The sequence below is a fragment of the Rhizobacter sp. LjRoot28 genome (assembly GCF_964253025.1).
Taxonomy (GTDB): Bacteria; Pseudomonadota; Gammaproteobacteria; order Burkholderiales; family Burkholderiaceae_C; genus Rhizobacter.
On sequence record NZ_CAXUQC020000001.1, the window covers coordinates 3,818,210 to 3,845,207 of the forward strand.

The window sequence follows — 26,998 nt, forward strand, 5'->3', positions numbered from 1 at the left end:
GGCATGGATCCGAGCTTAGGAAGCCTTGCGCTCATGCAGTTGCCGCGGACTGCCTGGGACTTGCCGGATCCTGCCGATGGCACGTCGCGCACCGTGGCCTCTGCTAACCTTTTCCTTCACCATGCAAGCCCTCGTCGACGCCGTCATCGCCTTTGCCGCCGCTCACGCGGATGCGGACGGATTGGTGCGCACGCCGGTTCCCGGGCTGCGGATGATGCGCGCCTGGCGTCCGAGCGGCGCCATGCATTCCGTCTACCAGCCGCTCGTGTGCCTGGTGCTCCAGGGCGAGAAGCACATGACCGTCGGCCATCAGGCGCGCACCGTGCAAGCGGGGGACTCGGTGCTGGTCACGGCCGACATCGCGGTGACGGGTCGGATCGCGCGCGCAAGCCCGGCGGAGCCGTACGTCGCCGTGGCCATCGAACTCGATGCCGGCCTGCTGCGCGAGGTGGTCACCGGCCTCCATCCGCAGACGCCTGCCTCCTCGGTGGACGGACGGCTGTTCGTCGAGGACGCACAGGCCGCGGTGCTCGACTGCGTCGCCCGACTGGTTCGATTGCTCGACCGCCCCGAAGCCATCCCGCTCCTGCACGCCGGCATCTCGCGCGAGCTTCACTACTGGTTGATGGTCGGTCCGCACGGCCCCGCGCTGCGGGGACTGGCGGCACCGGACGCCTGCGCGGCCCGCGTGGGCGCGGCCATCCGCCTGCTGCGCGAGCGCTACCGCGAACCGCTGCCCGTGCAGGCGCTGGCCGAGGCCGCGCACATGAGCCTGACTGCGTTCCATCGGCACTTCAAGGCGATGACGTCGCTCACACCCGGCCAGTTTCAAAAGCAGCTGCGCCTGGTCGAAGCGCGCCGCCTGATGCGACAGGAAGGTCGGCCCGCGCGCCATGCGGCATTCGACGTGGGCTACGCCAGCGTTCCGCACTTCACCCGGGACTACCACCGCATGTTCGGCGCGTCCCCCGGACGGGACGCGGTCGCAGGCGGCCGCAAGGCCGCGATGGGCGCGGCCCGATCGGAGAACCGGACGCGCGCCACAGGCGTCGCCCCCGCCCTCGACCACATCGCACGGCGCCCTGCCTGAGCCGGCTCGAGAACGGACGTCTGCGCCTGACCGCCACGCCGGCCACAGGGCCTGCACCATTCGGGTAGGCTGCTGGCTTCATACAGGACCTTCCATGACCATCGAGACCGAAGACGACGTCGCCGCCCTCAAACGCATCGGGCGCATCGTGTCGGCCGTGCTGCAGGAGATGCTGGACGCGGCCGAGCCCGGCATGACGACCCGCGAACTCGACGCGCTCGGCGCACGGCTGCTTGAACGGCAAGGCGCACGCTCCGCCCCGCAGCTGACCTACGACTTCCCCGGCGCCACCTGCATCAGCATCAACGAGGAGGCGGCCCACGGCATTCCGGGCGATCGCGTCATCCGTGCGGGCGACGTCCTCAACGTCGACGTTTCGGCTGAACTCGGCGGCTACTTCGCCGACACCGGCGGCACCATCGTCGTGCCGCCCACCACCCCGCAGAAGACCCGCCTCTGCCATGCAACCCGCACCGCCCTCGACCAGGCGATGAAGCAGGCGCGTGCCGGCCGGCCCATCAGCGGCATCGGCGCGGCCATCGAGCGCACGGCGAAGACCTACGGCTTCAAGGTCATCGAGAACCTGGGAAGCCATGGCGTCGGACGCGCGCTGCACGAAGCGCCCGAGCACATCGCCGGCTACTTCGACCCGACCGACAAGCGCCTGCTGGCCGAAGGCATGGTCATCACGATCGAGCCCTTCCTGTCCACGCGCAGCCGGGTGGTGAACGAAACGTCGGATGGGTGGACGCTGGCCGGGGTCAAGGGCAACCTGTCCGCGCAGTACGAGCACACGATGATCATCACCCGGGGTGAACCGATCGTCGTCACCCGGCACTGAGCCCGAGGGCCGCCGCCGACGGGCCGTTCTCGGGCAGGCCGGATCGCCGCCGGCGGCTTGCCCTGCAGTGGTGAACGGCGACATCCGCAGCAGGGCCTGGGGTCGACCCCAGCTGGGGTCGGCGACAGGTGTCAGGCCCTGGCGCAGTGCCTAACCTTGCACGACCCGAAGCTCGCAAGGTGCACTGACGATGGAAACGATCGACCGCCTGGCTGCGCGTACCGCGCGCCCACCCCGCCCCGACGACAGCGACGCAAGCAGCACCGCCGCTGCGGCGACCGCCGCGCAGGCGGCGCGCGACGCTGCGCAAGGCGTTCGAGACCCGGTGCGTCGTGCTGAACTGGGCTGGGCGCTGGCGGAGAAGACCGCACCGGCGAACGCCGGCGTGAAGGCCCAGGCCATCGCGGCCGCCGCAACCAATGTGCGAACCGCCACCGAGCGGACCGACCTGTCGCCCGAACAATCGCATCAGGTCAGGATGGTGCTCGAGCGGCTGGGCAACGCGGTGCTCGACGGACGGCTGGACCCTCACCTCAACGAGGACTTCCGCCAGGCGGTCTACACGCTCGCCACCCAGAAGAACGATGGTGTCTTTTCCGGGGCGCTGGCCCAGCTCCATGCCACGGCCGATGTGCTGGACCGCGCGCCACTGGCCGACGGCACGCGCGTGGCCTACGACCCGCGGCAGAACGGCGGCACCGGTCGAACCGGACTGCCGGCACCCGACGTCCCGAAGGTCGACGCCGATGTGTACTACCGCACTGAAGACCAGGTGCTCAACCTTCGCAGCGCGAAGTCCAATCCGGGCACCCTGTCCCAGGAGGTCGACAAGACCCGGGCGGCAGAGGAATCGGGCAAGTCGACGCAGCTGGCCCGCCAGGCCGATTGGCTGGCACGTGGCACCGAGGCCGATCCCCGCGCCCTCAGCTTCCACATGGTGGCCACGGGACCGCACTTCGACAAGCTGGTCACGCCCGAAAAGCTCGACGTGCTTTCGCAGCAGATTGGCGGCGACGAGACGGGCCGTCGCTTCATCATCGGTGACCGGGCTTACTCCATCCAGGATTTCCGCCAGATCATGACCGACCGCGATGCGCTTCGGGATGCACACGTCGAGTCGCTCCGCCAGCAGCATGTGCAGGCGGGCGGTGACGCCGATGCCTTCGACGCGAGAGCCGCGGGCGGCGCGTACAACGCCGAGCACGCGGGCACTCCGGAACGCACGATGCGGACCCTCGGCAAGGAATATGGCGTCCCGCGCGGCTCGCTTCAGCCGCTGCCCACCATCGAACTGCCGACGGCGCGCCAGGGCGGGCTCTACGGGGCGCTGGGCGCAGCGGCGATCACCACGGTGCGGGTGGGAAGCGACGGCCAACTGACCGGAAGGGACCTGCGCGACCTGGCGGGGCACACGGTGTTCGGCGCGGGCACTGGCGCGCTCGCTGCCGCCGGCGAACGGGTCGTCACCCCCATGATCGACCGTGCGGCCGGCGCGGGCGTGCAGCGGATCGCCACGACCACGGCGGCCCGGGTCGCACCGCAGGCCGCCGCAGAGACGAGCATCGCCTTCGGCGCAAGCGCCCGATCACTCGCCACGCGGGTGGGCGGCGCCTCGGTGGTGGGTGCGGCCATCGGTGCTGGCGTCTCTGCCTACGAGAACCGCGACGGGCTTGCCAAGGGCGACTCCCAGGCCATCGGCAACGTGGTCGCCGACACCGGCGTGGCGGTGACCTCGGTGGCCGCGGCCATGGGCACCGGCGCACTGGTCGGTTCGGTGGTGCCCGGGGTGGGCACGGTCGTCGGCGCCGCCGCCGGCCTGGTGGTCGGCGTCGGAGTGGCCTACGGGGCCCAGATTTCCGGGGCCCGGGACGCGGTCGCGAACACCGTGTCCGGCTGGGTCGACGGGGTCAAAGGGTGGTTCTGACACCATCGGCGCCTGCCCGGGTCCATGATGTGGCCCCATGAACGCGCCCTGTGAGACCGCACTCGAAGCCCATGCCCTCCTCGAGGCGCTCGACGCCGCCGACGCATCCGGGGAAGGCGCCCTGCTCGAGCGCCTGGTCCCCTGGCTTGCCGCGGCAGGGTTCGAGTCGTGGCGGGAGGCCGGCTGCGACATCCGCCACGCGGATCAGGACTTCATCCAGGTGAGCCTGCGGTCCGGCCTGCTGGCCATCGACCGCAGCGAGCACGACCGCCGACGGGCCATCCTGTGGATGCGCTGGAACCACGGCGGCGCAGCGCCCTGGATCGAGGGCCAGCAGGTGGCCGTGCCCCGCGATGCCGCTGGCGCCCCTCTCACGGCAGAAGCAGGCACGTGGCTCGGCGACGACCTCTACGCGTTGCGTGTGCAGACGGAGGCTCAACACCGCGCCGCGCGCGCCCCGACACAGTTCAGTCTCCTGCTCATCGACGCCCGCACCTTGAGCACCCGCATCGAGTCGCCCGATGCGCACGAGACCTGGACCAGCCCGCACCTGCGCGCACAGGGACCAGGCGCGTGGAACCTCTACGCCGACAGCGCCGCCCGAGAGGCCGGCCACGTGGCGCGCCTGATCCGGCTCTGAGCCAGGCCATCCGGAATCCCGGCGCACCCGGGGCTTCGCGCGGAGGCCACTCGTTCATCGGCGTCGGTGGCTGCGGGATGCAGTCCATCGGCCAAGGCCTCAGGCCAGCCCATGGCCCTCACCCTGCTCCCTCAGCACTCCACGATGTTCACCGCCAGCCCGCCGCGGGCAGTCTCCTTGTACTTGCTCATCATGTCGGCACCGGTTTCCCGCATGGTCTTGATGACCTTGTCGAGGCTGACGTGGTGGGTGCCGTCGCCGCGCAGGGCCATGCGTGCGGCGTTGATGGCCTTGACGGCCGCCACGGCATTGCGTTCGATGCACGGGATCTGCACCAGTCCGCCGACCGGGTCGCAGGTCAGGCCGAGGTGGTGTTCCATGCCGATCTCGGCCGCGTTCTCGACCTGGGCTGGCGAGCCGCCGAGCAACGCGCACAAGCCGGCGGCGGCCATCGAGCAGGCCACACCCACTTCGCCCTGGCAGCCCACCTCGGCGCCGGAGATGGAGGCGTTCTCCTTGTAGAGGATGCCGATGGCCGCGGCGGTGAGCAGGAAGTCCACCACGCCGTCGTCGCACGCGCCGGGGACGAAGTCGCGGTAGTAGTGCAGTACGGCCGGGACGATCCCGGCCGCGCCGTTGGTGGGCGCGGTGACGACCCGGCCGCCGGCGGCGTTCTCCTCGTTCACCGCCAGCGCATAGAGGTTCACCCATTCCATGACGATCAGCGGGTCCACCGCCGGGGGCGCGGCCTGGCGCAGGGCGGCGGCCAGGCCTGCCGCGCGTCGGCGCACACGAAAGCCGCCGGGCAGGACGCCCTCGGTCCGGCAGCCCCGGTCGACGCAGGCCTGCATGGTGGCCCAGATCTTCAGCAGCCCGCTGCGGGTGGCGTCGTCCGGCCGCCAATGGCGTTCGTTGCGGCGCATCACCTCCGCGATGCTGCAGCCCTGCGCGGCGGTCAGCGCCAGCAGTTCGTCGCCACTGTGGAAGGGCAGCGGCAGCACGGTGGTGTCCGGCGCGATGGCCTTCTGCCGGCTCCCGTCTGCCGCCACCTGCTCGCTGACGACGAACCCGCCGCCGACCGAGTAGTAGGTGCGCTCGCAGACCGGCTGGCCCGCGGCGTCCGTGGCGGTGAAGCGCATGCCGTTGGTGTGGAAGGGCAGGACTTCCCGGCGATGGAAGATCAGGTCGTCGCGCTCGTGGAAGGGGATGGTGGGGCCGCCGTCGGCGCCCACGGAGCCTCGTGCCCGGATGGCGTCGAGCAGCACGGGGATGCGGTCGACGTCCACACGGTCCGGCTCGTGGCCGCACAGGCCGAGGAGGACGGCCTTGTCCGTGCCGTGGCCCCGGCCGGTGGCGCCGAGCGAGCCGTACAGGGCGACCTGCATGCGAGCCGTGTCGGACAGCCGCCCGCAGTCGGCGAGCGCATGCATGAACATGCGGGCGGCCCGCATCGGCCCGACGGTGTGCGAACTCGACGGACCGATGCCGATCTTGAACAGGTCGAAGACGCTCACGGCCATGGCAACTCCAGCGGCGGGGTGCCAGAGGCTCCCCATGGGCCGATGGTAGGCGCGCACGCCGCAGCGTGCATGGCCCCGCTCGCAATGCGGGCGCCCGGGTGCTGGTCCGACCCGGCAGTCAGTGGCCCAGGGGAATGGGCTTGAATCCCGCCTTCTGCATTCCTCCGGTGGCGGGAGCGACCGTTCGCTCCCATGGACATCGGTGGAGCGTGCCGGTCCCGAACGGTTCGACCGATCGGGGCAAGTGTTGCGGAGGATCAAGCCGGGCCGGCCGGCCCGTTCAGTTCCGGAGTGCGTCCGGCAAGGTCGTGACCAGGGCGCTGAGCGCCGCGACCAGCACGGTCAGCGCGAACAGGCGGTTCTGGGGTTGGAACAGGTCCTTCATGGCGGGGCGCAGACAAGGTGACGGAGGTTGAACGTCACTGTAGGAAACCCGGGCGCTCGGAAAAAGGCCCCCTGTCGCAACAAGCCGTTGCGCCGAATGGAACGAATCGCCCGGCCGGCGGCCCCGGGTCTGTCGCTTGCCTCACTGCGGGGGCGCCCAAACGCCACGGCCGGCATCCTGCCGCCCCTGTCATTCACCTACGGAGCCACCATGTCCCTCATGCGCCTCACTCTCACGCTTGCCGCGGTCGGCCTCACCGCCCGCTGGCTCTCCAAGGTTGCCCGCACCGCGGCGCACAGCGTCGAGCCGGATGGCCCCCTGTTCGAAGGGGACGCCTCGGAACTGGGCACCCGGACCGCCCCGGACCTCCGCAACGGCAGCGCCGACCCCGCCGGGGCCCGGACGGTCACCCTCGCCGACGGAGACGACGAAGTGCGCCCCGGCATGCCGGATCTGTCGCGCCAAAGCTGATCCCGACCCGCGTGGCCCGAGCCGCGCGGACGCGCTTCAGGCCGAACGCCCTGCCATTCCATCCCGTCTTCACCGAAAGGACATCCATGGCCACGACCTCCACCCACCAAGCCTGCATCGACGCTTGCAACGCCTGCGCCGATGCCTGCGACCGTTGCGCCGCGGCCTGCCTTCAGGAACAGGACGTCAAGATGATGGCGCGCTGCATCGCCCTCGACATCGACTGCGCCGCCCTGTGCCGCATGGCGGCGGGCTTCATGGCCCGAGGCAGCACCTTCGCGGGCGCCCTGTGCAAGGTCTGCGCTGACGTTTGCCGGGCCTGCGGCGACGAATGCGGCAAGCACGAGGCGGACCATTGCCAGGCCTGTGCCACGGCCTGCCGCGCCTGCGCGGACGAATGCGCCCGGATGGCGGCTTGACCGTCGACGCCGGGCTTCAGGGCCGGCGTGGCGTGAGCAGCACCAGCACGCCATGGCCGGGCACCTGCCCGGAGACGGGCGTCTCGACGTAAGCCACGGCCAGCATGTCCTGGCCGGGCCGGCCGTTGGCCGACCAGACGCCGAGGCGGTGCCGCCGCCCTTCGCGGTACACGTCCTTCACCGGCTCCATGCGGCCGGCGAGCGCGGCGCCATAGAAGCGCTCGATCGCCGGCCAGCCGAGGCCGGCCGGCACGCGGAACGTGGCGGGATCGAGCACGCCGAAGCGGGGTTTCAGCGCCTCCTGCACCTCGTCGACCACCAGCGACAGCCGTTCGGAGCTGATGTCGCCGGGCACCCGCGCCGGAACCGCCTCGGGCATCACGGGCGGCGGCTCGGCGGGACGCGGGCTGTCGCAGCCGGAGAGCATGGAGGCAGCAACACTCATGGCCAGCGTGAAGGCGCGTGCAGGCGAGGCAAGAAGGCGGGCAACCGGTCGCAAGGTCAGGGGCTGTTGGCGGTGATGACGCGGGACACTGCCGCATCGTACGCCGTCTCGGCTTCCTCGCCCTCGTACTTCCGGCCCTGCGCGTCGCGGGGGAAGGCCAGTTCGGACAAGCCCTCGCGCAGATCCTTGTTGCCGGCCTTCATGTCGCGCGCGATCTGATCGGTGGCCACGATGCCCACCGCGCCGGCAGTGGCCACCAGCACGCCCACGGCGCCCTTCGCCCCGCTGCTCAGCCACATGCCGGCCACGTCCTTGCCGCCCGACAGCGAGGCGCCGAAGATGGCCTTCACCATGCCGGCCTGCTTGTCGATGTTGCGGTTGATGGCGCTCACGCCGGAGTAGATCGACCCGACGAAGTAGCCCAGGGTCTGGGCGTTGCGCTCGTTGCCCGCGCCTTCGGTGGCCTCGAAGCGCTTCACCGGATCGCCCTTGCCATCGTTGCCGAGGCGCAGCTGCTCGATGATCACCTTGAGTTCGCCGTTGCGTCCCTGGCGGATCATCTGCTCGCTGAAGGTCGTGATGCCCCGGCCCTCGCGGAAGTTCGACTCCAGTGAACGCATCACGCCGTTGGTGTCGCTGGTGACGAGGCCGGACAGCGACTGGGTGATGGCTTCCTCGGCGCCCTTCTTGATCACCGCAATGCCGAGGCCGCTGTTCGTCTCGGAGATGGCCTTGAGTTCCTTGGCGGCGTACTCGAAGACCTTCGCCTTGGCGTCGGCGTTGCGGCCCGTGGCCACCGCGTCGAGCATGGAGGTGAGCGGTGCGACGTCGTAGGTGACCGTCAGGCTGCCGCCTCCCATGGGGGTGACGCTGGTGTGGCTCCACTCCTGCTTGGCGGCCTTGATGACGGCGCTCAGCTGGCTGTCCGACAGCGCGCCCAGCGCCGCGTCGACCTCGGCGCCATGGCCCTTCAGGCCGCCGATCGCCTTGGCGACCTGTACCGCGGCCTGCGGGTCGTTCTCCACGCGTCCCGCCATGGCCTGGACGAATTCGCGGCGCGCTTGCGGCGTCGACTGAGCGGCGATCGCATCACCCAGCTCCTTGGCCTCCACTTCGCCGTTGAACGCCTTGGACACGCGCGCCAGCTGCTGGCCGTCGAGCCCCTTGGCGAGGTCGTCGAAGAGCGCCTTGCGTTCGTCGCGCTCGAGTCCGCCCGTGCCGAGCACGCCATGGCTGCCGACTTCACCGGCCCACGTCTTGAGCTCGTCGTCGCTCAGCTTGGAGACCAGGGCATTGCGGTCGGAGGGTGCAAGCTTGTGCACCTCGCTGTTGATCTCGCGCAGCTCGTCATGGGTGGTGTCGTTGAACCAGCCGTTCTGGTCCAGGCGCTTGACGACCGCCTGGCGGGCCGGCTCCACCGGATCGACCGGCGGCTTGGCAGGATTCGCCGCCTGGGTTGGCGTGGGCGTGGGCGTGGGCGTCGACGTCGGCTTGGGGGTGGGAGGCGGCGTCTGGGCGCGCATGCGGTGCGAGGTATCGAGGGCTAGGCTCATGGTGACTCCGGTCGGTTCTCTGGCTCGCGGCAGTCTAGAAAGACATGGCAACTTCGGCGAGCTGTCGCCGGCCCCAGCTAGGGCCGACCCGAGGCGGCGACACGGCGGCGGAGCATGGTTCCAGGCGTGGGCATGCCACGTGCCAACAGGCTGGCCGCAACCCGGCACGGCGTGCCCTACAGGAGTCCCCATGGCTGAACACTGGTACAAGAATGCGCTGCTGTACTGCCTCGACGTCAAGACCTTCGCGGACGGTAACGGCGACGGCATCGGCGACTTCATCGGTCTCACCGACAAGCTCCAGTACCTGGCCGGCCTCAATGTCGATTGCGTGTGGCTGCAGCCCTTCCACCCTTCGCCCTGGCGGGACAACGGCTACGACATCACCGACTACTACAACGTCGACCCGCGTTTGGGCACGCTCGGCGACTTCGTGGTGTTCTCGCGCTGTGCGCGCGACAAGGGCATCCGGGTGATGATCGACCTGGTCGTCAACCACACCTCGATCGACCACCCCTGGTTCCAGGCCGCGCGCAGCGATCCCTCCTCGCCGTTCCGGGACTTCTACGTCTGGTCCGACACCAAGCCGGCCGATGCGGCCGAGGGCACGGTATTCCCGGGGGAGCAGAACACCACGTGGACCTGGGACCGGGAGGCCAAGGCCTATTACTTCCACCGCTTCTACGATCATCAGGCCGAGCTCAACATCGGCAACCCGGCGGTTCGGCGCGAGATCGAGAAGATCACGGGCTTCTGGATGGAGCTCGGCGTGACCGGGTTCCGCATCGACGCCCTCCCTTTCCTCATCGAGCACAAGAACCTGCCGATCGAGGGCCAGGCCGATCCGCACGACTACCTGCGCGAGCTGCGCCATCACGTGCAGACCTTGTGCGGCGACATCTGCCTGATGGCCGAGGCGAACCTGCCGCCGGAGGAAGTGCCACCGTACTTCGGTGACGGCGACAAGATCCACATGTCCTTCAACTTCTGGGTCAACCAGCACCTGTTCCTGGCGCTGGCACGGCAGGACGGCACGCCCGTGCGCCAGGCCTGGGAGCAGCTGCCGCCGCTGCCGGCGGGCTGCCAGTGGAACAACTTCCTGCGCAGCCACGACGAGCTGGACCTCGGTCGCCTGAAGGAGGGCGAGCGCCAGGAGGTCTTCAAGGCCTTCGGCCCCGACCCCGACATGCAGCTCTACGACCGCGGGTTGCGCCGGCGCCTGGCGCCGATGCTGGGCAATGACCGCCGCCGCCTGGAGATGGCGCACAGCCTCATGCTGACCTTGCCCGGCACGCCGGTGATGCGCTACGGCGACGAGATCGGCATGGGCGACGACCTGAGCCTGCCTGACCGGGAGGCCGTGCGCACCCCGATGCAGTGGAACGCGCTGGCCAATGCCGGCTTCTCGACCGGCCCGGCCGAGGCGCTGGCCCTGCCCGTGATCAGCGAAGGCGAATACGCGTACCAGCACGTGAACGTGGAGCAGCAGCGCCACGATGCCGACTCGCTGCTCAACTGGCTCGAGCGGCTCATCCGGCGCCGCAAGGAGTACGCCACCTTCGGCCTCGGCGACTGCAGCTTCCTGGACACCGGGGACCCGGCGGTGCTGGCGCACGGCTGCCACCACGAAGGGGTCGCCGTCTACGCCGTGCACAACTTCGGGCCCTCGCCCAAGCGCGTGACGCTGCAGCTGGTGGAGCCCGAGTCCGGCATCCGGGGCGTTCAGGACCTGCTGGAGGGCCACCGTGTCGAGCTGGGAGACGACGGCCGGTTCGAGGTGGCGCTCGGCCCCTACGGCTACCGCTGGCTGAGGTGCCGAGCCGGCGAATGAGGGTTCGGTATAAAGGCGGCTCCAGAACTTCCGGCCGCCTTCATGCCGCTGACTCACCGCCCGTCGCTCTGCGCGGCCACATGGCTCTGCCTGGCCGCGCTCATGGCGCCGGCTCACGCCCAGACACCGACGGCCTCGGCCGCCACGTCGCGCATCACCGGGGTGAAGGTCTACCCCGGGGCCGCCACGATCGAGCGCGAGGCCCGGGTCTCCCAGGGCGCCCGCTCGGTGACGTTCCATTGCCTGCCGGCAGGCCTCGATGCGCGCAGCCTTCAGGTCGCCGCGCCCGCGTCCGTCCGCATCGGTGAGCTGTCGGTGACCACGGTGGCACGCGCGCTTGCACCGGAGTGCGCGTCCGGCGAACTCGACGCCAGCATTCGCCGGCTGGAAGCCCAGCGGGATGCCCTCGGGGCCGAAGCGGACGCGCTGGACCTCGTCACGGGCTACCTCAAGGACGCATCCACCACGGATGCGGCGGGCCGCCGGCCCACGCTCGACCCGAAGCAGATCGCCGCGGTCGCGGAGGCGCTGCAACGCACGGGTCAGCAAGCCCTGCTGAAGCGGCGCCAGCTCGAACGCGAGCAAGCGGACCTGAACGCCCGCCTCAGCGCGCTGCAAGCGCAGCGCGGGCGTGCCCAGGCCGGCAAGGAGGTGCTCCACGTCAGCGTGACGCTCGCCGCTGCGGCCGAGGCCACCGTGAACCTGATCTACCAGGTCAATGGCCCGAGCTGGCAACCGGCCTACCGCGCGATGCTCGACAGCCGAAGCGGCCAGGTTCGCATCGAGCGCCAGGCCCTCGTCGCTCAATCCACCGGGGAAGACTGGCGCGGCGTGAAGCTGCTGCTGTCGACCGGGCAACCGAGGGCCGCCACGGCGGGCCCGCTGCCCTCGCCATGGCGGGTGGGGATCCGGTTGCCGGAAGAATCGCGCGTCTTCGCAGCGGCCGCGCCTCGGGCCGCAGCGCCCGTCGCCGCACTCGACCGTGCGGGCAGCGAGCTGCAGGAGGCGCCACCCAGCTTCGATGTCACGGTCCAGGACAACGCCTTCGCCACCGAGTTCACGGTGCCACAAGCCATCGACGTGCCATCGAGCGGCCAACGTGTGGCGCTCGCGATCGGCGAACATCAGACCCGGGCCGAGCAGTTCGTGCGCACGAGTCCGCGCCAGGACGCGAGCGCCTACCTCGTGGCCAGCGTGCCGGTGCCACCCGGCGTGTGGCCGGATGGCGCGCTGCAGCTCTACCGGGACGGCGCCTTCGTCGGCAGCTCGCGCTGGACCACCCCGGACCTCGCCCGACTGGAGCTGGCCTTCGGGCGGGACGAACGCGTGCGGGTGGAGGTCGAACCCGAGACCGACACCACGAGCAGCGCCGGCCTCACCGGGTCGCGCACCGAGCGCACGGTGGCGCGCGCATACCGGCTGGAGAACCGGCACGCCACGCCGGTGCGCGTGCAGGTGCTTGAAGCGGCTCCGGTGGCAGTGGACGAGCAGGTTCGCGTGACGACGACCTTCGCGCCGCAACCGGCCGAACTCGCATGGCGTTCGCAGCCGGGCGTGGCCGCCTGGTCGCTGGAGCTCGCGCCCGCTGCATCGACGCGCGTGACGGCCCGCTACGTCATCAGCCACCCGAAGGACGCTCGCCTCAGCCACGAATGAGGCGCCGTGCCCGCTGGGGGCGATCGGCCTGGAACCGATGCCATGGCACGGCGTGTCGGCCCCTCCCCGTTCGCGGGAGGGGCCGGGCCGACCCGGGTCGCGAGCGACGGCCCTGGGCCCCCGCCGAACGACCGCCCTGGGCAGTTCCTGCCGCAATCTGTCACTCCGGTCCCCGGCCGGATGGGCTGCACCGGGCAAGCGCGCGCGGGCGGGCCGCTGGTTCGCGTATTGCTTCACGCTTGGGTCTCCGAACCCCTTGCGCACCATGCCCATCGCCTCGCCGCCGAGTGACCGGCTTCCTCTCCACGGCCTCACGCCGCGACTTTGCGTGCTGGACGTCCGGGACCGAACCGACCCGGACGCGCCGGCCATTGCCTGGGTCCTGGTAGAACGGCAGGAGGCCGCCCACCGCGGCGGCCTGGACGGCACGCTGCGCGAGTTCTCCATCCAGCTTCACTACGAGCGGATCCTCCCCGGCCACACGTTCGGCAGCGGCAACGGCTGCTTCGCCGCCCACTGCGTCCAGACGGCCGACGGCCGGGCCGTCGTCACCCTCGGCAGCACGGCGCTGGCCACCGAGCCCATCTTCCTCGACCTGCCCGGCCTCGAAGGCCACCGGATCGGCACCTACCTGATGAACGAGATCGTGTCCTGGGCCCGGCGCTGGCCGCAGGCCGAGGTCCGTTGCGCCGACCTGGAAGAGGGTCTGGCCATCGGTGAGAACCACGTTCGACGCAACCGCTTCTGCGAGCAGTTCGGCCTGGTGTTCGACTTCAACGACGCCGAACGCAAGACCGGCCAGTTGCGCCCGACCCGGGTGGAGTCGCTCCTCACGGTGGACGCCTGGCAGCGCAACATCGTCGCCCACGACGCGCGCACCTGCTTCGCCGACATGCTGCACGACATCGAGCAGGGTCGCCGCAATCTCGAACGCAGCGTGCGCAGCAACGACGCCCTCGCCGCGGAACTGCAGCACGCCCGGTCCCACCCGCTGCGCTGGACGGGGGCCCAGCTGTGGCGGTCGGCCGCTCACGCTTTCGGCGCCGTCTCTTCCGCTTGCGCGACGCGCCTGCGCCGCTCGTTCGCGCCCTGACCTCGCGCCGCGGCGAGGCGCCGACCATCGTCACCGATGGCCGTCGGCCGGCGCATGCCCTGGCTCACCGGCCGGCGCGACGCATCGCGCCCGGGGCAGGTGGCAGCCAGCGCAGCACCATCGCCAGCACCAGCACGGCGACGCCCAGCCAGTACCCCGGGTCATCCCCGGCCCGCCGTGCGAGCGCGTTGACGAAGCCGATCCAGAGGTAGTACGTGCCGGCGAGGTGAAGCACCCGCCACGCGCGCTCGCCCATGTGATCGCGGACCGCCGCCACCGTGCTGACCGACATCGCGACGATGAAGGCGTAGCCGATGCCGCCGGCGATCCACATGCCCCGGTTCACCAGCGAGGCGAAGGTCACGGGGTCGCTGGCGGCCAGCCCGGCCAGCGCGCAGGCGTGCACCGCGTGGGAGGCGGCGAACGCGAGGCCCAACTCGCGCCGGTGTGCGGCCAGCTGGCGGCTCAGGCCGCCCGGCCATCGCGCATGCCAGGCGGCGGCGACGAATGCCAGCAGGAACAGCAGGAGCGAGGTGCGGGCCGTGCTGCGGATGGCCACGCGCCAGGCGTCGGTGAGTCCGTCCTGGGTTGCCGCCGCGGCGGCGGCCACCGCGATCACGGCCAGGGCGAGGCCCAGGATCAAGCGCCCGTTCAAGGGCTCGGGGCGGGAGAGGATGCGAGTCATGGCGGGGCTTCCTTCAAACGGTGGAGTGCAGGCGGTCATTCGAGCAGGCGCAGGTATCCCGCATGTGTTCGACACGGGGCGTCTCGCGTGCGGCTGTGTCGGCAGCCGGGCCAGACAAGTTCGAATACAAACCCGTCGGCCCGGCGCCCCCCTGCGGGCTTCACTGCGGGTTAAGGTCGCACCATGGAATCGCCCGATCACATCCTCGTCGTCGACGACGACGCCGAGATCCGAACGCTGCTGCGCGACTACCTCGAACGCTCCGGCCTGCGTGTGAGCGCGGCCGCCGACGGACGGCAGATGCGAGCCGTCCTGTCGCGGACGGCGGTGGACCTGGTCGTGCTCGACGTGATGCTGCCGGGCGAGGACGGACTGGCCCTGTGCCGCGACCTGCGCGCCCGGGGCGCCGCCCACCTTCCCGTGCTGATGCTCACCGCGCGCGGCGAGGAGACCGACCGCATCCTCGGCCTCGAGATGGGCGCCGACGACTACCTGTCCAAGCCGTTCTCGCCCCGCGAACTGCTGGCCCGCATCAAGGCCGTGCTGCGGCGCACCCGGGCGCTGCCGCCGGGCCGCGAGCCCGCCAGCGCCGCCGCCACCCTGGCCTTCGGCGCGTGGCGCCTCGACACGGTCGGCCGGCACCTGCTCGACGCCGCCGGAACGGTGGTGGCGCTGACCGGGGCCGAGTACCGCCTGCTGCGCGTGCTGCTCGAGCACCCCCAGCGGATCCTCAGCCGCGATCACCTGCTGCACCTGACCCAGGGCCGTGATGCCGACCCCTTCGACCGTTCCATCGACCTGCTGGTCAGCAGGCTGCGCAGGCGCCTGCGTGACGACGTTCGGGAGCCGCGCTACATCAAGACGGTCCGCAACGAGGGTTACGTGCTGTCGACCGCCGTGGCGCCGCAGGTGACCCTGCGGTCGACAGCACCCACGGACGAACCGGCGTGATGCGCGCTGCGTCCCTGCGCTTGTGGCCGCCCAGCCTGGCTGCCCGGGTCAGTCTGCTGCTGATGCTCACGCTCGCCGTGGCCCACCTGCTGACGCTTGGATGGCTGGCCGGAGGTCGCGCCATGCTGGCGCGCACGGCCATGATCGACTACCTCGGGCCGGACCTCGCTTCGGCGGTGAAGGTGCTGGACGGCCTGCCGCCGTCGGAGCGCGCGGCCTGGCTGCCCGTGCTGTCCCGGCCCAACTACCGCTATGCCCTCGCGCCCGCGCCGGCGAGCACGGACGACCGCTCAACGGCCGCAGCGCGCCTGGTCGCGGCCGTGCAGACCTCGCTGGACGGCAACCGTGCCCTGCGCGTGCGCCGGGATGAAGGCGCCGAGGTCCGCTGGCTGGAACTGCAGTTGGCCGACGGCACACCGCTCAGCGTGGCGCTGTGGCCGCTGGAGGCCGGCGTCACGCCCCTGATGGCCGGCATCGTGGCGCTGCAGTTCGCCGTCTTCGGCGCGGTGGGTTGGGTCGCGGTGCGCAGTGCCACGCGGCCCCTCACTCGCCTGGCCAGCGCGGCCGATGCCTTGCGTCCGGGCGACGCGGCACCGGTGCTGCCGGAAGACGGGCCGTCGGAGGTGGCCCGGGCGGCCGCCTCCTTCAATGCCATGCAGCAGCGCATCCGCGCGCACGACGCCGAGCGCGCCCTGATCCTCGCGGCGGTGTCGCACGACCTCAAGACTCCGCTCACCCGCATGCGACTGCGCGCCGAACTGCTCGACGACAGCGACCTGCGCGACAAGCTCCAGGCCGACCTGGCCCACATGCAGGCACTCGTCGAGGAAGGCCTGGCCCACGCACGCAGCGCGCAGGCCGGTGCGGAGCCCACGTGTCGGGTGGACCTGCCCGCCTTGCTCGATGCACTGGTGTGCGACCACATCGACATGGGCCATGCCGTCAGCCTGCATGCCCAGCCGATCGAACCGGTGCTGACCCGCCCGCTCGCGTTGCGCCGGCTGCTCGGCAATCTGGTGGACAACGCGGTGCGCTTCGGCGGCTCGGCAGCAGTCGCCCTGTCCCGTCGGGACGACGGCGTGCGGATCACGGTGAGCGACCACGGGCCGGGCATCCCCGATCACGAACTGGCGAGGATGCGCGCCCCTTTCACCCGGCTGGAATCCTCACGGCACCGGGACACCGGCGGTACGGGCCTCGGGCTGGCGATCGTCGACGAGCTGGCTCGGGCACTGGGCGGGCGTTTCGAGTTGGCCAACCGCCCGGGGGGCGGGCTGGAGGCCCGGCTGGACCTTCCCGCACGAAGCAATCTTCCGGGCTGACAGTCAGCGTCGCGCCCGCCGCGGACGAGCGCCCTCGGTCTTGGCGCCAGCGCCGCCCAGGCTCGCTGCGATCAGGGCGCCGACCAGCGTGACAAGCCACGAGAAGTAGAGCCACAGCAGGAACACCGGCAGACTGGCGAAGGCACCGTAGACCGCCTTGTAGGTGGGGAACTTGAGCACATAGGCAGTGAACAACCGCTTGCCCCCCTCGAGCGCCAGGCTGGCGAGCACCCCGCCGGCGATGGCCTCGTGCCAGCGCACCGGCGCGTTCGGCACGAAGCGGAACAAGGCCGACAGCCCGACGGCGGCCAGCGCCAGCGGCCCGAGCGTCAGGGCAAAGCGCGCCTCGGGCGGCAGTGCGTCGACCAGTCCGAGCGAGGCTCCGAAAAGGTACGACATGCCCCACAGGGCGGCTCCGAGCAGCAGCGGCCCGACGGCCAGCATCACCGCATACAGGCCCACCCGTTTCAGCAGCGGCCGCCCGCGGCGCACACCCCAGATCTGGTTGAGCGCGTTCTCGATGGTGAGCAGCAAGGCGAGCGCCGCGCCCAGCAGGAGCAGCGTGCCGACGAGGGTCAACCCGTTCGCGTTGTCGGCGAACTGGCGCAGGTGCTGCAATACCGTGCGTGACAAGTCCGCCGGCAGCAGGCTGCGCAGAAGGTGCTCCTCCAGGGCCCGCTCGAACCGCGAGAACACCGGGAATCGCGTGAACACCGCGAGGCACACGGTGAGCAGCGGCACCAGCGAGAGCACGGTGGTGAAGGTCAGGCTGCCGGCCACTTGGGCCATGCGCTCCTGACGCGCACGGCGGAGGGTCAGTCGGAAGAAGGCAAGCATGTCGGGATGGGAGGCGCCCAGGCGCGGGCCGCATCATCACACGGCGCGCCCCCCGCCCGCCGCACGGCGCAATCGATCGGTGACGGCAGCGTCGCCCTGTGCGGAAAGCCGCACAGCTTCGACGCGCCGAACCCGGCTCGCGCGGCGGGCCGGCATCCGCATCAACCCGGAGATGCATGGCGCAACGCAGGCCCGCGCCTCGCGTCAGAAGCGTGCGGCTCACCTCGTAGCGGGCTCGTTTTTCAGGCCCCTCTTGGTGTTCACCCGCCCATCCTTTTGGACGTTGCTTTCCACCCGAGCCGGGCAGTACCGTGCCACTCCCAATGTCAAAGCGGGGTGGCTGCCTGACCGGCACGTACGGAACGCCCGCATTACTCAAAGGAGCGACCCATGGCCTTAAACGGCAAGATCAGCAACTGGTTGAGAGGGCTCCCCGCCCGGCTCGCCGTCCCGGCACTGCTCCTGGCGTCCAGCCAGGCCGGTGCTGCCATCACCTTCGACAGCGGCCCGGTGCGGCCCGTCGCCATGTCGGCCGACGGCAAGCAACTCTTCGCCGTGAACACACCCAACAACACCCTCGAGATCTTCAACGTCGGCGCCACCGGCCTGACCTTCTCGCACCGTGTGCCCGTCGGCGTCGAGCCCGTCTCGGTGGCGGTGCGCAACAGCGGCGAGGTCTGGGTGGTGAACCACGTCTCCGACAGCGTGAGCATCGTCGCGCTGGATGGCGTGCCCCGCGTCACCCGCACCCTGCTGGTGGGTGACCAGCCGCGCGACATCGTCTTCGCCGGAACGCAGCAACGGGCGTTCGTCACCACCGCCCACCGCGGCCAGCACCGCACCGACCCGTCGGTGGCGGGTGTGCCAGGTGCCGGCGACCCGAAGCTCACCACCCCCGGTGTCGGCCGCGCCGACGTTTGGGTGTTCGACCCGGCGGCACTCGGCACCGCCGTGGGCGGCACCCCGGCCAAGATCATGAGCTTCTTTGCCGACACGCCGCGCGCCCTTGCGGTGAGCCCGGACAAGAACACCGTGTACGTGGCGGCGTTCAAGTCGGGCAACCAGACGACGGTCGTGCACTCCGACTACATCTGCCCGAACTTCTCGCGCCTGCCCTGCCTGCGCAAGGGCCAGTGGATGCCGGGCGGCCTGCCCGGACCGGCCATCAACTACGAGGGCAAGCCGGCCCCGGAGGTCGGCCTGATCGTCAAGTACGACAACGACCGCAAGAAGTGGCTCGACACCCTCGGCCGCGACTGGAGCAAGGCCGTCAACTTCGAGATGCCCGACCTGGACGTGTTCGCGGTCGATGCCAACCAGTTGACGGAACGCGCCGCCATCCCGCACGTGGGCACCACCTTGTTCAACATGGTGACCAACCCGGTGAGCGGCAAGCTGTACGTGTCCAACAACGAGTCCATGAACCACATCCGGTTCGAAGGCTCGGGTGAGTTCGGTGGCAGCACGGTGCAGGGCCAGATCGCCAAGACGCGCATCACCGTCGTGCAGGGCACCACGGCGACGCCGCGGCACCTGAACAAGCACATCGATTACACCAAGCTCGCCAGCCACGCCGGCTTCGATCCCACGACCAAGGACCACAGCCTGTCGACCCCGCTCGACATGGCGGTGACCCGTGACGGCAAGACGCTGTACGTGACGGCCTTCGGCTCCAGCAAGATCGGCGTCTTCGACACCGCCTCGCTCGAGGCCGACACCTTCAACCCGCGCACCCAGAGCGCCCGGTACATCACCGTCAGCGGCGGTGGCCCGAGCGGCGTGGTCCTCGACGAAGTGCACAACCGCATGTACGTCACGACCCGCTTCGACAACGCGGTGAAGGTGATCGACCTGGCCCAGCGCAAGGAAGTCGCCAAGCTCGCGATGCCGAACCCCGAGCCCGCCGACATCGTGGTCGGCCGCCCGATGCTCTACGACGCCAACCTGACCTCGGCGAATGGTGAGTCGGCCTGCTCGGCCTGCCACACGTTCGGCGACAAGGACGAACTGGCGTGGGACCTGGGCGACCCGAACGCCAAGGTCGAGAAGAGCCCGATCCCGATCAACCTGCCGGCCTTCATCGGCCAGATCGTGTTCAAGATCAACCAGCTCAACGGCACCAACGTCCCGGACGACTTCCACCCGATGAAGGGCCCGATGACGACCCAGACCCTGATCGGCCTCACCAACTCCGGTGCGATGCACTGGCGTGGCGACCGCTCCAACGGCTTCTTCGGCGTGGACGGCTACATCGGCTCGCAGGACAACACGCAGAAGCGTGCCGCCTACGGGGACAACGAAGTGCTGAACTTCAAGAACTTCATCGTCGCGCTCGGCGGCCTGCTGGGCAAGCAGACTCCGCCGACCGGCCCGACACAGGCCGACATCGACATCATGGACAAGTTCGCCAAGTTCCAGCTGCAGGTGCAACTGCCGCCGAACCCGATCCGGGCCATCGACAACAGCCTGACGCCCTCGCAGCAGCGTGGCCGCGACATCTATTTCGGCCCGAAGAACCCGGACGGCACCGTGCGTCCCTTCGACGGCCTGCCGGGCGCCCAGTCCCAGGCGGACCTGCTCGGCCTCGGCAAGTCCTCCTTCACCTGCGAAGGCTGCCACCGCCTCGACGCCGCGAACGGCCGCTTCGGCACCGGGGGTGAATCGAGTTTCGAGGGCGAGACGCAGATCCTGAAGATCCCGCAGTTGCGCGACCTGTACACCAAGGTCGGCATGTTCGGCACCAAGGAGCTGACCACCGTCCGCATCCCCGGCGCGCCGTTCCAGGGCAAACAGATCCGCGGCTACGGCTACACCCACACCGGCGCGTTCGACACCTTGTTCCGCTTCGTCAACCTCTTCCAGTTCAACGACCCGAAGATCCAGTACGAGCGCATGCACAAGGGCACGCTGACCGACCTGCCCGCGCTGGCGCTGATGGGCAGCAGCTTCGGCAAGATGGGCTTCCCGTACAACGATGCCGAGGCGGTGCCGATGCAGCGTGACGTCGAGCAGTTCCTGCTCGCCTACGACACCGACCTCGCCCCCGTGGTCGGCCAGCAGGTCACCTACGGCCAGGCGACGTCACTGACGGCGGGCCCGCGTGTCGACCTGCTGAAGGCACGCGCAGCGGCGTCGTTCACCTCGAAGATCCTCGGCGGCACCGCCAAGGAGTGCGACCTGGTGGCCCACACGCTGTCGGGCGGCCGCCATGTCGGCTACGTCTACGAGGCCGCAAGCGGCGTCTTCAAGACGCCGGCTGGCGCCACGGCCACCGACGCCCAGCTGCGCGCCACGGCGCTCACGAGTGGCAACGCGGTGACGTACACCTGCGTCGTGCCGGGCACCGGCCGGCAGGTGGCCTCCAACCTCTGAGCGTTCTCTTGCCCTCAGGCCCCCGGACCGAAAGGCCCGGGGGCTTTTTCCTTTGGGGCGGCCGGATCGCGATCCCTGAGGGGCGCGGACTTGCGGTCAGCGACGCCGTCGCATGGCGAGCGCCAACGCACGCCGCTGCATTTCGCCGGCCCCATCGTCCGTTCACGTCGCACGCGTGCCGTTCGTCGCAGCGACGTGGCGTACCGGGCGCAGGTTGCCGAGGATGGCGCATCGCCTTCAGGAGATCGCCACCATGACAACCGCTTCCCTCTCTGCCCTGGCCCCGGCCGTCCTCGTGCACCTCGTGTTCGCCCTGAGCGCCTTGGCCCTGGCCCCCTTCGCGCTCGCCGCCCGCAAGGGCTCGCGCCTGCACCGCAGCGCGGGCCACGCCTGGGTCACCTTGATGCTCGGCACCGCCCTCTCCAGCCTCTTCATCCGCGACTTCAGCCTGCCCAACATCGCCGGCTACACCGCCATCCACCTGCTCACCCTCGCCACCTTCGCCGGCATCGGCCGCGGCCTCTGGCTCGTCAGCCAACGCAACATCGCCGGCCACCGCCTCGCCATGCAGATGACCTGCGCCGGCGGCCTGATCGCCGGCCTCTTCGCGCTCGCACCCAGCCGGTTCCTCGGAGGACTGTTCTAGCCCCCCAGTCGCTGGCGCTCCTGCCCCCACGGGGCGCCACGGGTCGTCCGGGAAACCCGGACTCGCGTGTGGCTGGAGGGGCGCGTCGCTTCGCTTGCTAGCATCGGGGCACGGCCTTGGCACGAGGGCCGGCTTACGCGCCGCGGAGCGGTGGTGGCGCCTGAGCGCCTGAACACAAGCGCTTGTGATCAAGCAGACGTGGAGAGACGTCCTGGCCTCTTCAAGTCCTCGGCGTTCACCGCGAAGGATGTTGGCCCCCCTGTCGCTTCGCTCCTGCCCCCAAGGGGCGCCCCGGGTCGCCCGGGAGACCCGGGCTCGCGGGTGGCTTGAGGGGCGCTTCGCTGCGCTTGCTGGGCTCGGCGGCACGGCCTTGGCACGAGGGCCCGGCTGGTGCGGCGCGGGGCGGTGTTGGCGATTGAGCGCCCGAACACAAGAGCTTCTGATCAAGCAGACTTGGAGAGACGTCCTGGCCTGCTCAAGTCCTCGGCGTTCACCGAGCGTAAGACCTTCACATTACCAACGATACGAATAAGCTGAAGCTGGTGTTCAAGCGTTCTTTCGTGACTTTCTGGCGCGCCAGAAAGTTACTCGGCTGCCGGGCCGAGTCCCGGCGCGGCGGTGCCACCAAGACACCGTTCGATTCAAGTTCACCACGCCACGCGTGACGACGCGCCTGCGATCTCACGACGAGGCTACGAAGGCCGGAGGGCTTCCGCCGCAGGCGACTCACTCGTCGACGGTGTTCTCATCCGACAACCACGGCCACCGCTCCCGGTACGACAGCACCTTCCGCTCATACAGCCCGCTGTAGGGCGTGAGCGGGTTCGCCCGCAGCCGTCCCGCATAAAGGTCGTCCAGCCCCCACGGCGCATACACCTCGCCATCGGGCCGGACGCCCACGCAAGTGCAGGCCACAAGGAAGCGGTCGATGCCGTCGCGCGAGCACTCGAGCGCGGGATAGGGCTCGCCGAAGAAGTCGGGGTACCAGAGGTGCACGCGGGCCTGATTCGCCACTTCGACCGTGATGCCCAGGTCGCCCAGCACCGCATCCGCACGCGCCTGGACGGCTCGCTCCCCCGCCCCGGTCAGGTCGGCCGGGTCGAAATAGAAGATGTCGTAGTCCTTGATGCCCGCCCCGGGCGGGCGAGCGCATCGCAGGTTCCACACGGTCTGGAACAGGCAGCCGGCAACGAGCCATCCATCGGGCAGGTCGAGCGCGGGCCAGCGGTCGAGGATGACGCGGTTGTGCGAATTGGCGAGCACATCCGCCATGAAGCGTCGGGACATCGGGGCGAAGCTGCAGGGCTGCAGGTCGAGCGGCGGGGGTGTGATTGTGCCGTCGTGAGCGGCATGGGACGGTCCGCCGCGGGGCGCGCGTCGCCAATAAAAAGGGCGCGATGGCATTCGCCTCGCGCCCCGTTTCCACGTTCCGATGGCGACGGTTCAGCCGAAGGCAGGGGCCTTCGAACCTCACCCGCGCCACCCGGAACGGGAGGTCAACCCATCAGTTGCAGCTGAGTTGCGCCAGGCCCTTGCCCGCGCCGGCCACTGCCGGCAGCTTCTGCTTCACGCAGCTCGGGTCCTGCACCGAGTAGGTGTAGGGGATGCCGATGGGGAAGTTGCCGGTCGTGACCCAATCGGTGGCATCACGCGAGGGCGAGGAGCCGCTCTTCACCCAGGTGATGCCGAAGCGCGCGAAGTCGGCCGGGCTCTGGATGTTGTTGTTGCGCAGTTCCCAGTAGCCGATGGCGTCGCTGTCACGCGAGGTGACCGGGTTCTGCGCGTTCTCGAAGTAGTTGCCTTCGATGAGCGAGAAGCCGCCCATGCGGATGTTGGCGCCCGAGGTGTCCACGCCGCTGTACAGGTTGTTGTACAGGTGGGTGTAGCCGCCGCGCTGCAGGGGCAGGCGCGACTTCACGTTCTGGTAGACGTTGTGGTGGAAGGTGATGAAGCGGTCGCTGGCGTCGCTGTCGCTGGAGCCGATCAGGCCGACCTTCTGGTGGTCATGGATGTGGTTGTACGAGTAGGTGATGTGGTGCGCGCCGGCCTTGCTGTCGATGAGGCCGTCGAACTCCAGGTCGCCCGCACCCGAGCACTCCTTGGTGCTGCTGAAGAGCGTGTTGTGGTCGACCCAGACATAACCGGGGTACTTGCCGCTCTGGCCTTCGATGCCGATGGCATCGATGGAGCCGGGGAGCAGGCCGATCGTCATGTTGCGGATGATGACGTTGGTGGAGCCACCCTTGATGGCCAGGCCGAAGTTGGCGGCCGAACCGTTCACGCCTTCGATGGTGATGTTGCCCTTGTTCTTGATCTCGACGACGGTGCCGGCCGGCTTCTGCCATTGGGCGCAGGTATCGGTGATCGCGGCGTAGTCGAACTTGCCGGTGTAGCGCAGCACCAGGCCGCCCGTGCCCGAGTAGGCGTTGATGGCGGCCTGCATCTGGGCTGCGGTCGACACGGTCACCGCCGTGGCACTGCCGCCACCGGTCACCTTGCCGGCAAAACCGCCGGAATGGGCGGCGGGTGCGGGTGCGGGTGCGGGTGCGGGTGCGGGGGCCGGGGCGGGAGCCGGCGCAGGCGCAGGCGCGGGAGCCGGAGCCGGGGCGGGCGCGGGAGCTGGCGCAGGGGCAGGGGCAGGGGCGGGAGCCGGCGCAGGAGCAGGAGCCGGAGCGGCCGTCTTGCTCACCGCACATTTCTCGGCGCGGCCGGGGTTCGGATCCGTGCCGCCGAAGTTGGAGGCGGTGCACCGGACGTTGCCCGTCAACGTCTTCACGACCCATTTGTCCTTGACGCCGAACGACACTTGACGCGGCTGGGCGCCGACCTCGCAGACTTCGCCTTCGTCAGCGCACTTGGAAAAGCCCGACGGCCAGTCCTTGGCCAGAGCGGGTGTGGCGGCGCCGCAGGCGACGGCCAGCAGGGAGAGGCGCAGGGGAGAAAGCAGTGTGTTCATTCTGTGGGTAGAGGCGGCATGGACAAAGGGGCCCCGTTCGCCCCCGACGCCGCGGCGCACGAGGCGCCTGGGTCGTCGAGGCGAGCGAGACGAACTCGGCAAGACTCGCTCCGCCTGCGCCAAAAAACCGCCGAGCGCAAGGTAGCTTTCATCGAAAAGCGATCCTTTGCGGAGTGAGGCGCGCAGGTTAACGGTAACCCGCGGAATCCGAGGCTTCGCACATACTCTGAAACAGTTCTTGCAACAACGGACGGGTTGGCCCGCCGTCCCGACGAGGGCCCTCACCTCCGGGGGGCACCCCGATCCGACCCCGCGGGGGCGTCGGGGGCGGAGTAAAGTGGCCGGCCCCGCAATCGCCCGCCGCCCCACTTGAGCGCTCGCCTCTCGCACCCCGCCGTCGCGCTCGTCATCGCCTTCCTGACGGTCATCCTGCTCGGGACGGGCCTGCTGATGCTGCCTGCCTCACAGGCCGAAGGCCTTGCCACGCCATTCTTCACGGCGCTGTTCACCGCCACCTCGGCCGTCTGCGTGACAGGGCTGGTGCTGGTGGACACGGGCACGTACTGGTCCGGCCTCGGACAGGCGGTGATCATGGGCCTCTTCCAGTTGGGCGGCTTCGGCATGATGACCTCGGCCACCATGCTGGGCCTGTTGGTCAACCGGCAGCTGCGGCTTCGATCGCGCCTCATGCTGCAAGCCGAGACGCACTCGCTGGCGCTCGGCGACGTGCGCAGCGTGGCCCGCCTGGTGCTGGTGGTCACGGTGACGGTCGAGCTCATCGGGGCCCTGCTGCTGGCCGGGCGCTTCAAGGCGGGCTACGACATGCCGTGGCGGGAGGCCCTCTGGCAAGGCCTCTTCCACTCGGTCTCGGCCTTCAACAACGCCGGTTTCTCCACCTGGCCCGACAGCATGACCCGCTTCTCGGCCGACGCCTGGGTACTCGTGCCATTGATGTTGTGCATCATCATCGGCGGCCTCGGCTTCCCCGTCCTGCACGAGGTGCTGGCCATGCGCCGGCGCAGCGGCGTCGCCTCCATCCACACGACGCTCACGCTCTGGGGTTCGGGCGCCCTGATCGTCGGTGGCACCCTGGCCTTCCTCTGGGCAGAAGCCGGCAACGCCGCCACTTTCGGCGCGCTCGACGCGCCGCGACAGGTCCTTGCTGCACTCTTCGTCTCGGTATCCGCCCGGACCGCCGGCTTCAACATCGTCGATGTCGGCGCCTTCACCGTCGAGTCGCTCAACCTGCACTACCTGCTGATGTTCATCGGCGGCGGCAGCGCCGGCACCGCCGGGGGCGTCAAGGTGACCACCTTCTTCGTGCTGCTGCTGATCGTGTGGAGCGAGATCCGCGGCCACCAGGACGTGGAGTTCCGCGGGCGCCGCATCTCCACGTCGGCGCAGCGACAAGCCCTCACCATCCTCGTGCTGGGCGCCGGCACCGTGGTGCTGGCCACGCTCGCCCTCGTCCCCATGGTCGCCCTGCCCTATGAGCTGGTGCTGTTCGAGGTCATCGCGGCCTTCTCGACCGTCGGGTTGTCGCCCGGCACCACGGTGCAGATGCCGCAGGCGGGGCAGTGGGTGCTCATCGTGTTGATGTTCCTCGGCCGGGTGGGCGTCGTGACGCTGGCCGCCGCCATCGCCACCAACCACGCTCGCCGGCCTTACCGATTCCCCGAGGAGAAGCCAATTGTTGGGTAAAACGAATTCAGACGGCGTGGTCGTCATCGGCCTCGGGCGATTCGGTTCGGGCGTGGCGACCGCACTCGCCCAGCTCGGTCACGACGTGCTGGCCATCGACGTGCGGCCCGAGTTCGTCCAGGCGCACGCGAGCCTGCTCGGCCACGTGGTGCAGGCCGACACCACCGACATCGAAACCCTGCGCCAGCTCGGCGTCGGCGACTTCAAGCGAGCGGTCGTCGCCATCGGCCAGAACCTCGAGGCCAGCGTGCTCACCATCCTCAACCTGAGCCAGCTGGGCGTGAAGGACATCTGGGCCAAGGCCAACAACCCGCAGCACGGGCGCATCGCCGAGCGCGTCGGCGCACACCACGTGGTCTACCCCGAGTCCGACATGGGCGAACGGGTGGCCCACCTCGTCACCGGCAAGATGATCGACTTCATCGAGTTCGAGGACGGCTTCGCGATTGCCAAGACGCGATCGCCTTCGGAAACGCACGGGCGGGCCCTGAAGGACTCGGCCGTGCGCACCAAGCACGGCGTGACGGTGGTCGGCATCAAGCGCCGGCACGAGGACTTCATCTATGCCCGCGAGGACACGGTGGTGCGCGCCGGGGACCTGCTCATCGTGGCCGGCCCGACGCGCGCGGTCGAGAAGTTCGCGGCCCGGGTCTGACCGGC

General features: G+C 69.9%; 22 protein-coding genes. 15 read left to right on the plus strand and 7 right to left on the minus strand.

Annotation, left to right across the window (positions count from 1 at the left end; genetic code table 11):
• Window positions 1-121: 121 nt before the first annotated feature.
• The 4 genes from ACSQ2F_RS17430 to ACSQ2F_RS17445 all read left to right on the plus strand — a co-directional run bounded on the left by ACSQ2F_RS17430 (window position 122) and on the right by ACSQ2F_RS17445 (window position 4,495).
• The gene (locus ACSQ2F_RS17430) at window positions 122-1,090 is read left to right on the plus strand and encodes an AraC family transcriptional regulator N-terminal domain-containing protein (protein ID WP_436025101.1); all 969 of its coding nucleotides are present in this window, start codon (window positions 122-124) and stop codon (window positions 1,088-1,090) included.
• Between the two features lie 94 nt (window positions 1,091-1,184).
• Window positions 1,185-1,931 carry a type I methionyl aminopeptidase gene (map, locus tag ACSQ2F_RS17435; RefSeq protein ID WP_436025103.1) on the plus strand — a complete coding sequence of 249 codons (747 nt, stop codon included), beginning with the start codon at window positions 1,185-1,187 and terminating at the stop codon, window positions 1,929-1,931.
• 190 nt (window positions 1,932-2,121) lie between these two features.
• Entirely contained in the window at window positions 2,122-3,855 is a 1,734-nt protein-coding gene (locus ACSQ2F_RS17440; RefSeq protein WP_436025105.1) for a hypothetical protein, read from the plus strand.
• A 37-nt stretch (window positions 3,856-3,892) separates the two neighbouring features.
• Window positions 3,893-4,495, plus strand: coding sequence for a hypothetical protein (locus tag ACSQ2F_RS17445; protein ID WP_436025107.1), 603 nt, complete (start codon window positions 3,893-3,895; stop codon window positions 4,493-4,495).
• A gap of 131 nt (window positions 4,496-4,626) precedes the next feature.
• On the opposite strand, the gene ACSQ2F_RS17450 is transcribed toward ACSQ2F_RS17445, so the two are convergent.
• Window positions 4,627-6,015 carry an L-serine ammonia-lyase gene (locus tag ACSQ2F_RS17450; RefSeq protein WP_436025109.1) on the minus strand — a complete coding sequence of 463 codons (1,389 nt, stop codon included), beginning with the start codon at window positions 6,013-6,015 and terminating at the stop codon, window positions 4,627-4,629.
• 595 nt (window positions 6,016-6,610) lie between these two features.
• Between ACSQ2F_RS17450 and ACSQ2F_RS17455 the strand changes: the two genes are divergently transcribed.
• Together ACSQ2F_RS17455 and ACSQ2F_RS17460 are read left to right on the plus strand one after the other, a co-directional pair.
• The gene (locus ACSQ2F_RS17455) at window positions 6,611-6,871 is read left to right on the plus strand and encodes a hypothetical protein (RefSeq protein WP_436025111.1); all 261 of its coding nucleotides are present in this window, start codon (window positions 6,611-6,613) and stop codon (window positions 6,869-6,871) included.
• An 86-nt stretch (window positions 6,872-6,957) separates the two neighbouring features.
• A complete protein-coding gene (locus tag ACSQ2F_RS17460; RefSeq protein ID WP_436025113.1) occupies window positions 6,958-7,290 on the plus strand; it encodes a four-helix bundle copper-binding protein in 333 nt (110 codons plus the stop codon).
• A 16-nt stretch (window positions 7,291-7,306) separates the two neighbouring features.
• On the opposite strand, the gene ACSQ2F_RS17465 is transcribed toward ACSQ2F_RS17460, so the two are convergent.
• Complete coding sequence (locus ACSQ2F_RS17465; RefSeq protein ID WP_436025115.1) at window positions 7,307-7,735, minus strand: hypothetical protein; 429 nt, start codon at window positions 7,733-7,735, stop codon at window positions 7,307-7,309.
• Between the two features lie 56 nt (window positions 7,736-7,791).
• Window positions 7,792-9,288, minus strand: coding sequence for a hypothetical protein (locus ACSQ2F_RS17470; protein ID WP_436025117.1), 1,497 nt, complete (start codon window positions 9,286-9,288; stop codon window positions 7,792-7,794).
• Between the two features lie 190 nt (window positions 9,289-9,478).
• Between ACSQ2F_RS17470 and ACSQ2F_RS17475 the strand changes: the two genes are divergently transcribed.
• The 3 genes from ACSQ2F_RS17475 (at window position 9,479) to ACSQ2F_RS17485 (ending at window position 13,868) form a co-directional block, all read left to right on the plus strand.
• Window positions 9,479-11,119 carry an alpha-amylase family protein gene (locus ACSQ2F_RS17475; protein ID WP_436025119.1) on the plus strand — a complete coding sequence of 547 codons (1,641 nt, stop codon included), beginning with the start codon at window positions 9,479-9,481 and terminating at the stop codon, window positions 11,117-11,119.
• A gap of 42 nt (window positions 11,120-11,161) precedes the next feature.
• Window positions 11,162-12,775: a mucoidy inhibitor MuiA family protein gene (locus ACSQ2F_RS17480; protein WP_436025121.1), complete on the plus strand. Its 1,614-nt coding sequence runs from the start codon at window positions 11,162-11,164 to the stop codon at window positions 12,773-12,775.
• Between the two features lie 265 nt (window positions 12,776-13,040).
• On the plus strand, window positions 13,041-13,868 hold the full coding sequence (locus tag ACSQ2F_RS17485; protein WP_436025123.1) for a hypothetical protein: 828 nt from the start codon (window positions 13,041-13,043) through the stop codon (window positions 13,866-13,868).
• 64 nt (window positions 13,869-13,932) lie between these two features.
• Here ACSQ2F_RS17485 and ACSQ2F_RS17490 read toward each other — a convergent pair whose 3' ends face one another.
• The gene (locus tag ACSQ2F_RS17490; protein ID WP_436025125.1) at window positions 13,933-14,553 is read right to left on the minus strand and encodes a hypothetical protein; all 621 of its coding nucleotides are present in this window, start codon (window positions 14,551-14,553) and stop codon (window positions 13,933-13,935) included.
• 183 nt (window positions 14,554-14,736) lie between these two features.
• Here ACSQ2F_RS17490 and ACSQ2F_RS17495 point away from each other — a divergent pair, with 183 nt between their 5' ends.
• Window positions 14,737-15,504: a response regulator gene (locus tag ACSQ2F_RS17495; RefSeq protein WP_436025127.1), complete on the plus strand. Its 768-nt coding sequence runs from the start codon at window positions 14,737-14,739 to the stop codon at window positions 15,502-15,504.
• Complete coding sequence (locus ACSQ2F_RS17500; RefSeq protein ID WP_436025129.1) at window positions 15,504-16,826, plus strand: ATP-binding protein; 1,323 nt, start codon at window positions 15,504-15,506, stop codon at window positions 16,824-16,826. The genes ACSQ2F_RS17495 and ACSQ2F_RS17500 overlap by 1 nt, the downstream gene beginning before the upstream one ends.
• A gap of 3 nt (window positions 16,827-16,829) precedes the next feature.
• On the opposite strand, the gene ACSQ2F_RS17505 is transcribed toward ACSQ2F_RS17500, so the two are convergent.
• Window positions 16,830-17,663, minus strand: a complete 834-nt coding sequence (locus ACSQ2F_RS17505) for a YihY family inner membrane protein (protein WP_436025131.1) — start codon at window positions 17,661-17,663, stop codon at window positions 16,830-16,832.
• Between the two features lie 390 nt (window positions 17,664-18,053).
• On the opposite strand from ACSQ2F_RS17505, the gene ACSQ2F_RS17510 reads away from it, so the two are divergent.
• Window positions 18,054-21,035, plus strand: a complete 2,982-nt coding sequence (locus tag ACSQ2F_RS17510) for a YncE family protein (protein WP_436025133.1) — start codon at window positions 18,054-18,056, stop codon at window positions 21,033-21,035.
• Window positions 21,036-21,288: 253 nt separating this feature from the next.
• A complete protein-coding gene (locus ACSQ2F_RS17515) occupies window positions 21,289-21,681 on the plus strand; it encodes a DUF2306 domain-containing protein (protein WP_436025135.1) in 393 nt (130 codons plus the stop codon).
• Between the two features lie 726 nt (window positions 21,682-22,407).
• Here the strand turns inward: ACSQ2F_RS17515 and ACSQ2F_RS17520 are convergent.
• Window positions 22,408-22,968 carry a nucleotidyltransferase family protein gene (locus ACSQ2F_RS17520; protein WP_436025137.1) on the minus strand — a complete coding sequence of 187 codons (561 nt, stop codon included), beginning with the start codon at window positions 22,966-22,968 and terminating at the stop codon, window positions 22,408-22,410.
• A gap of 217 nt (window positions 22,969-23,185) precedes the next feature.
• Window positions 23,186-24,637 (minus strand): pectate lyase family protein, encoded by a 1,452-nt coding sequence (locus ACSQ2F_RS17525; protein WP_436025139.1) that lies wholly within the window; start codon window positions 24,635-24,637, stop codon window positions 23,186-23,188.
• A 369-nt stretch (window positions 24,638-25,006) separates the two neighbouring features.
• Here ACSQ2F_RS17525 and ACSQ2F_RS17530 point away from each other — a divergent pair, with 369 nt between their 5' ends.
• Both ACSQ2F_RS17530 and ACSQ2F_RS17535 read left to right on the plus strand, forming a co-directional pair.
• Window positions 25,007-26,338, plus strand: coding sequence for a TrkH family potassium uptake protein (locus tag ACSQ2F_RS17530; RefSeq protein ID WP_436025141.1), 1,332 nt, complete (start codon window positions 25,007-25,009; stop codon window positions 26,336-26,338).
• Window positions 26,331-26,993, plus strand: a complete 663-nt coding sequence (locus ACSQ2F_RS17535) for a potassium channel family protein (protein ID WP_436025144.1) — start codon at window positions 26,331-26,333, stop codon at window positions 26,991-26,993. Before ACSQ2F_RS17530 ends, ACSQ2F_RS17535 begins: the two co-directional genes overlap by 8 nt.
• The last annotated feature ends 5 nt before the right edge of the window (window positions 26,994-26,998 follow it).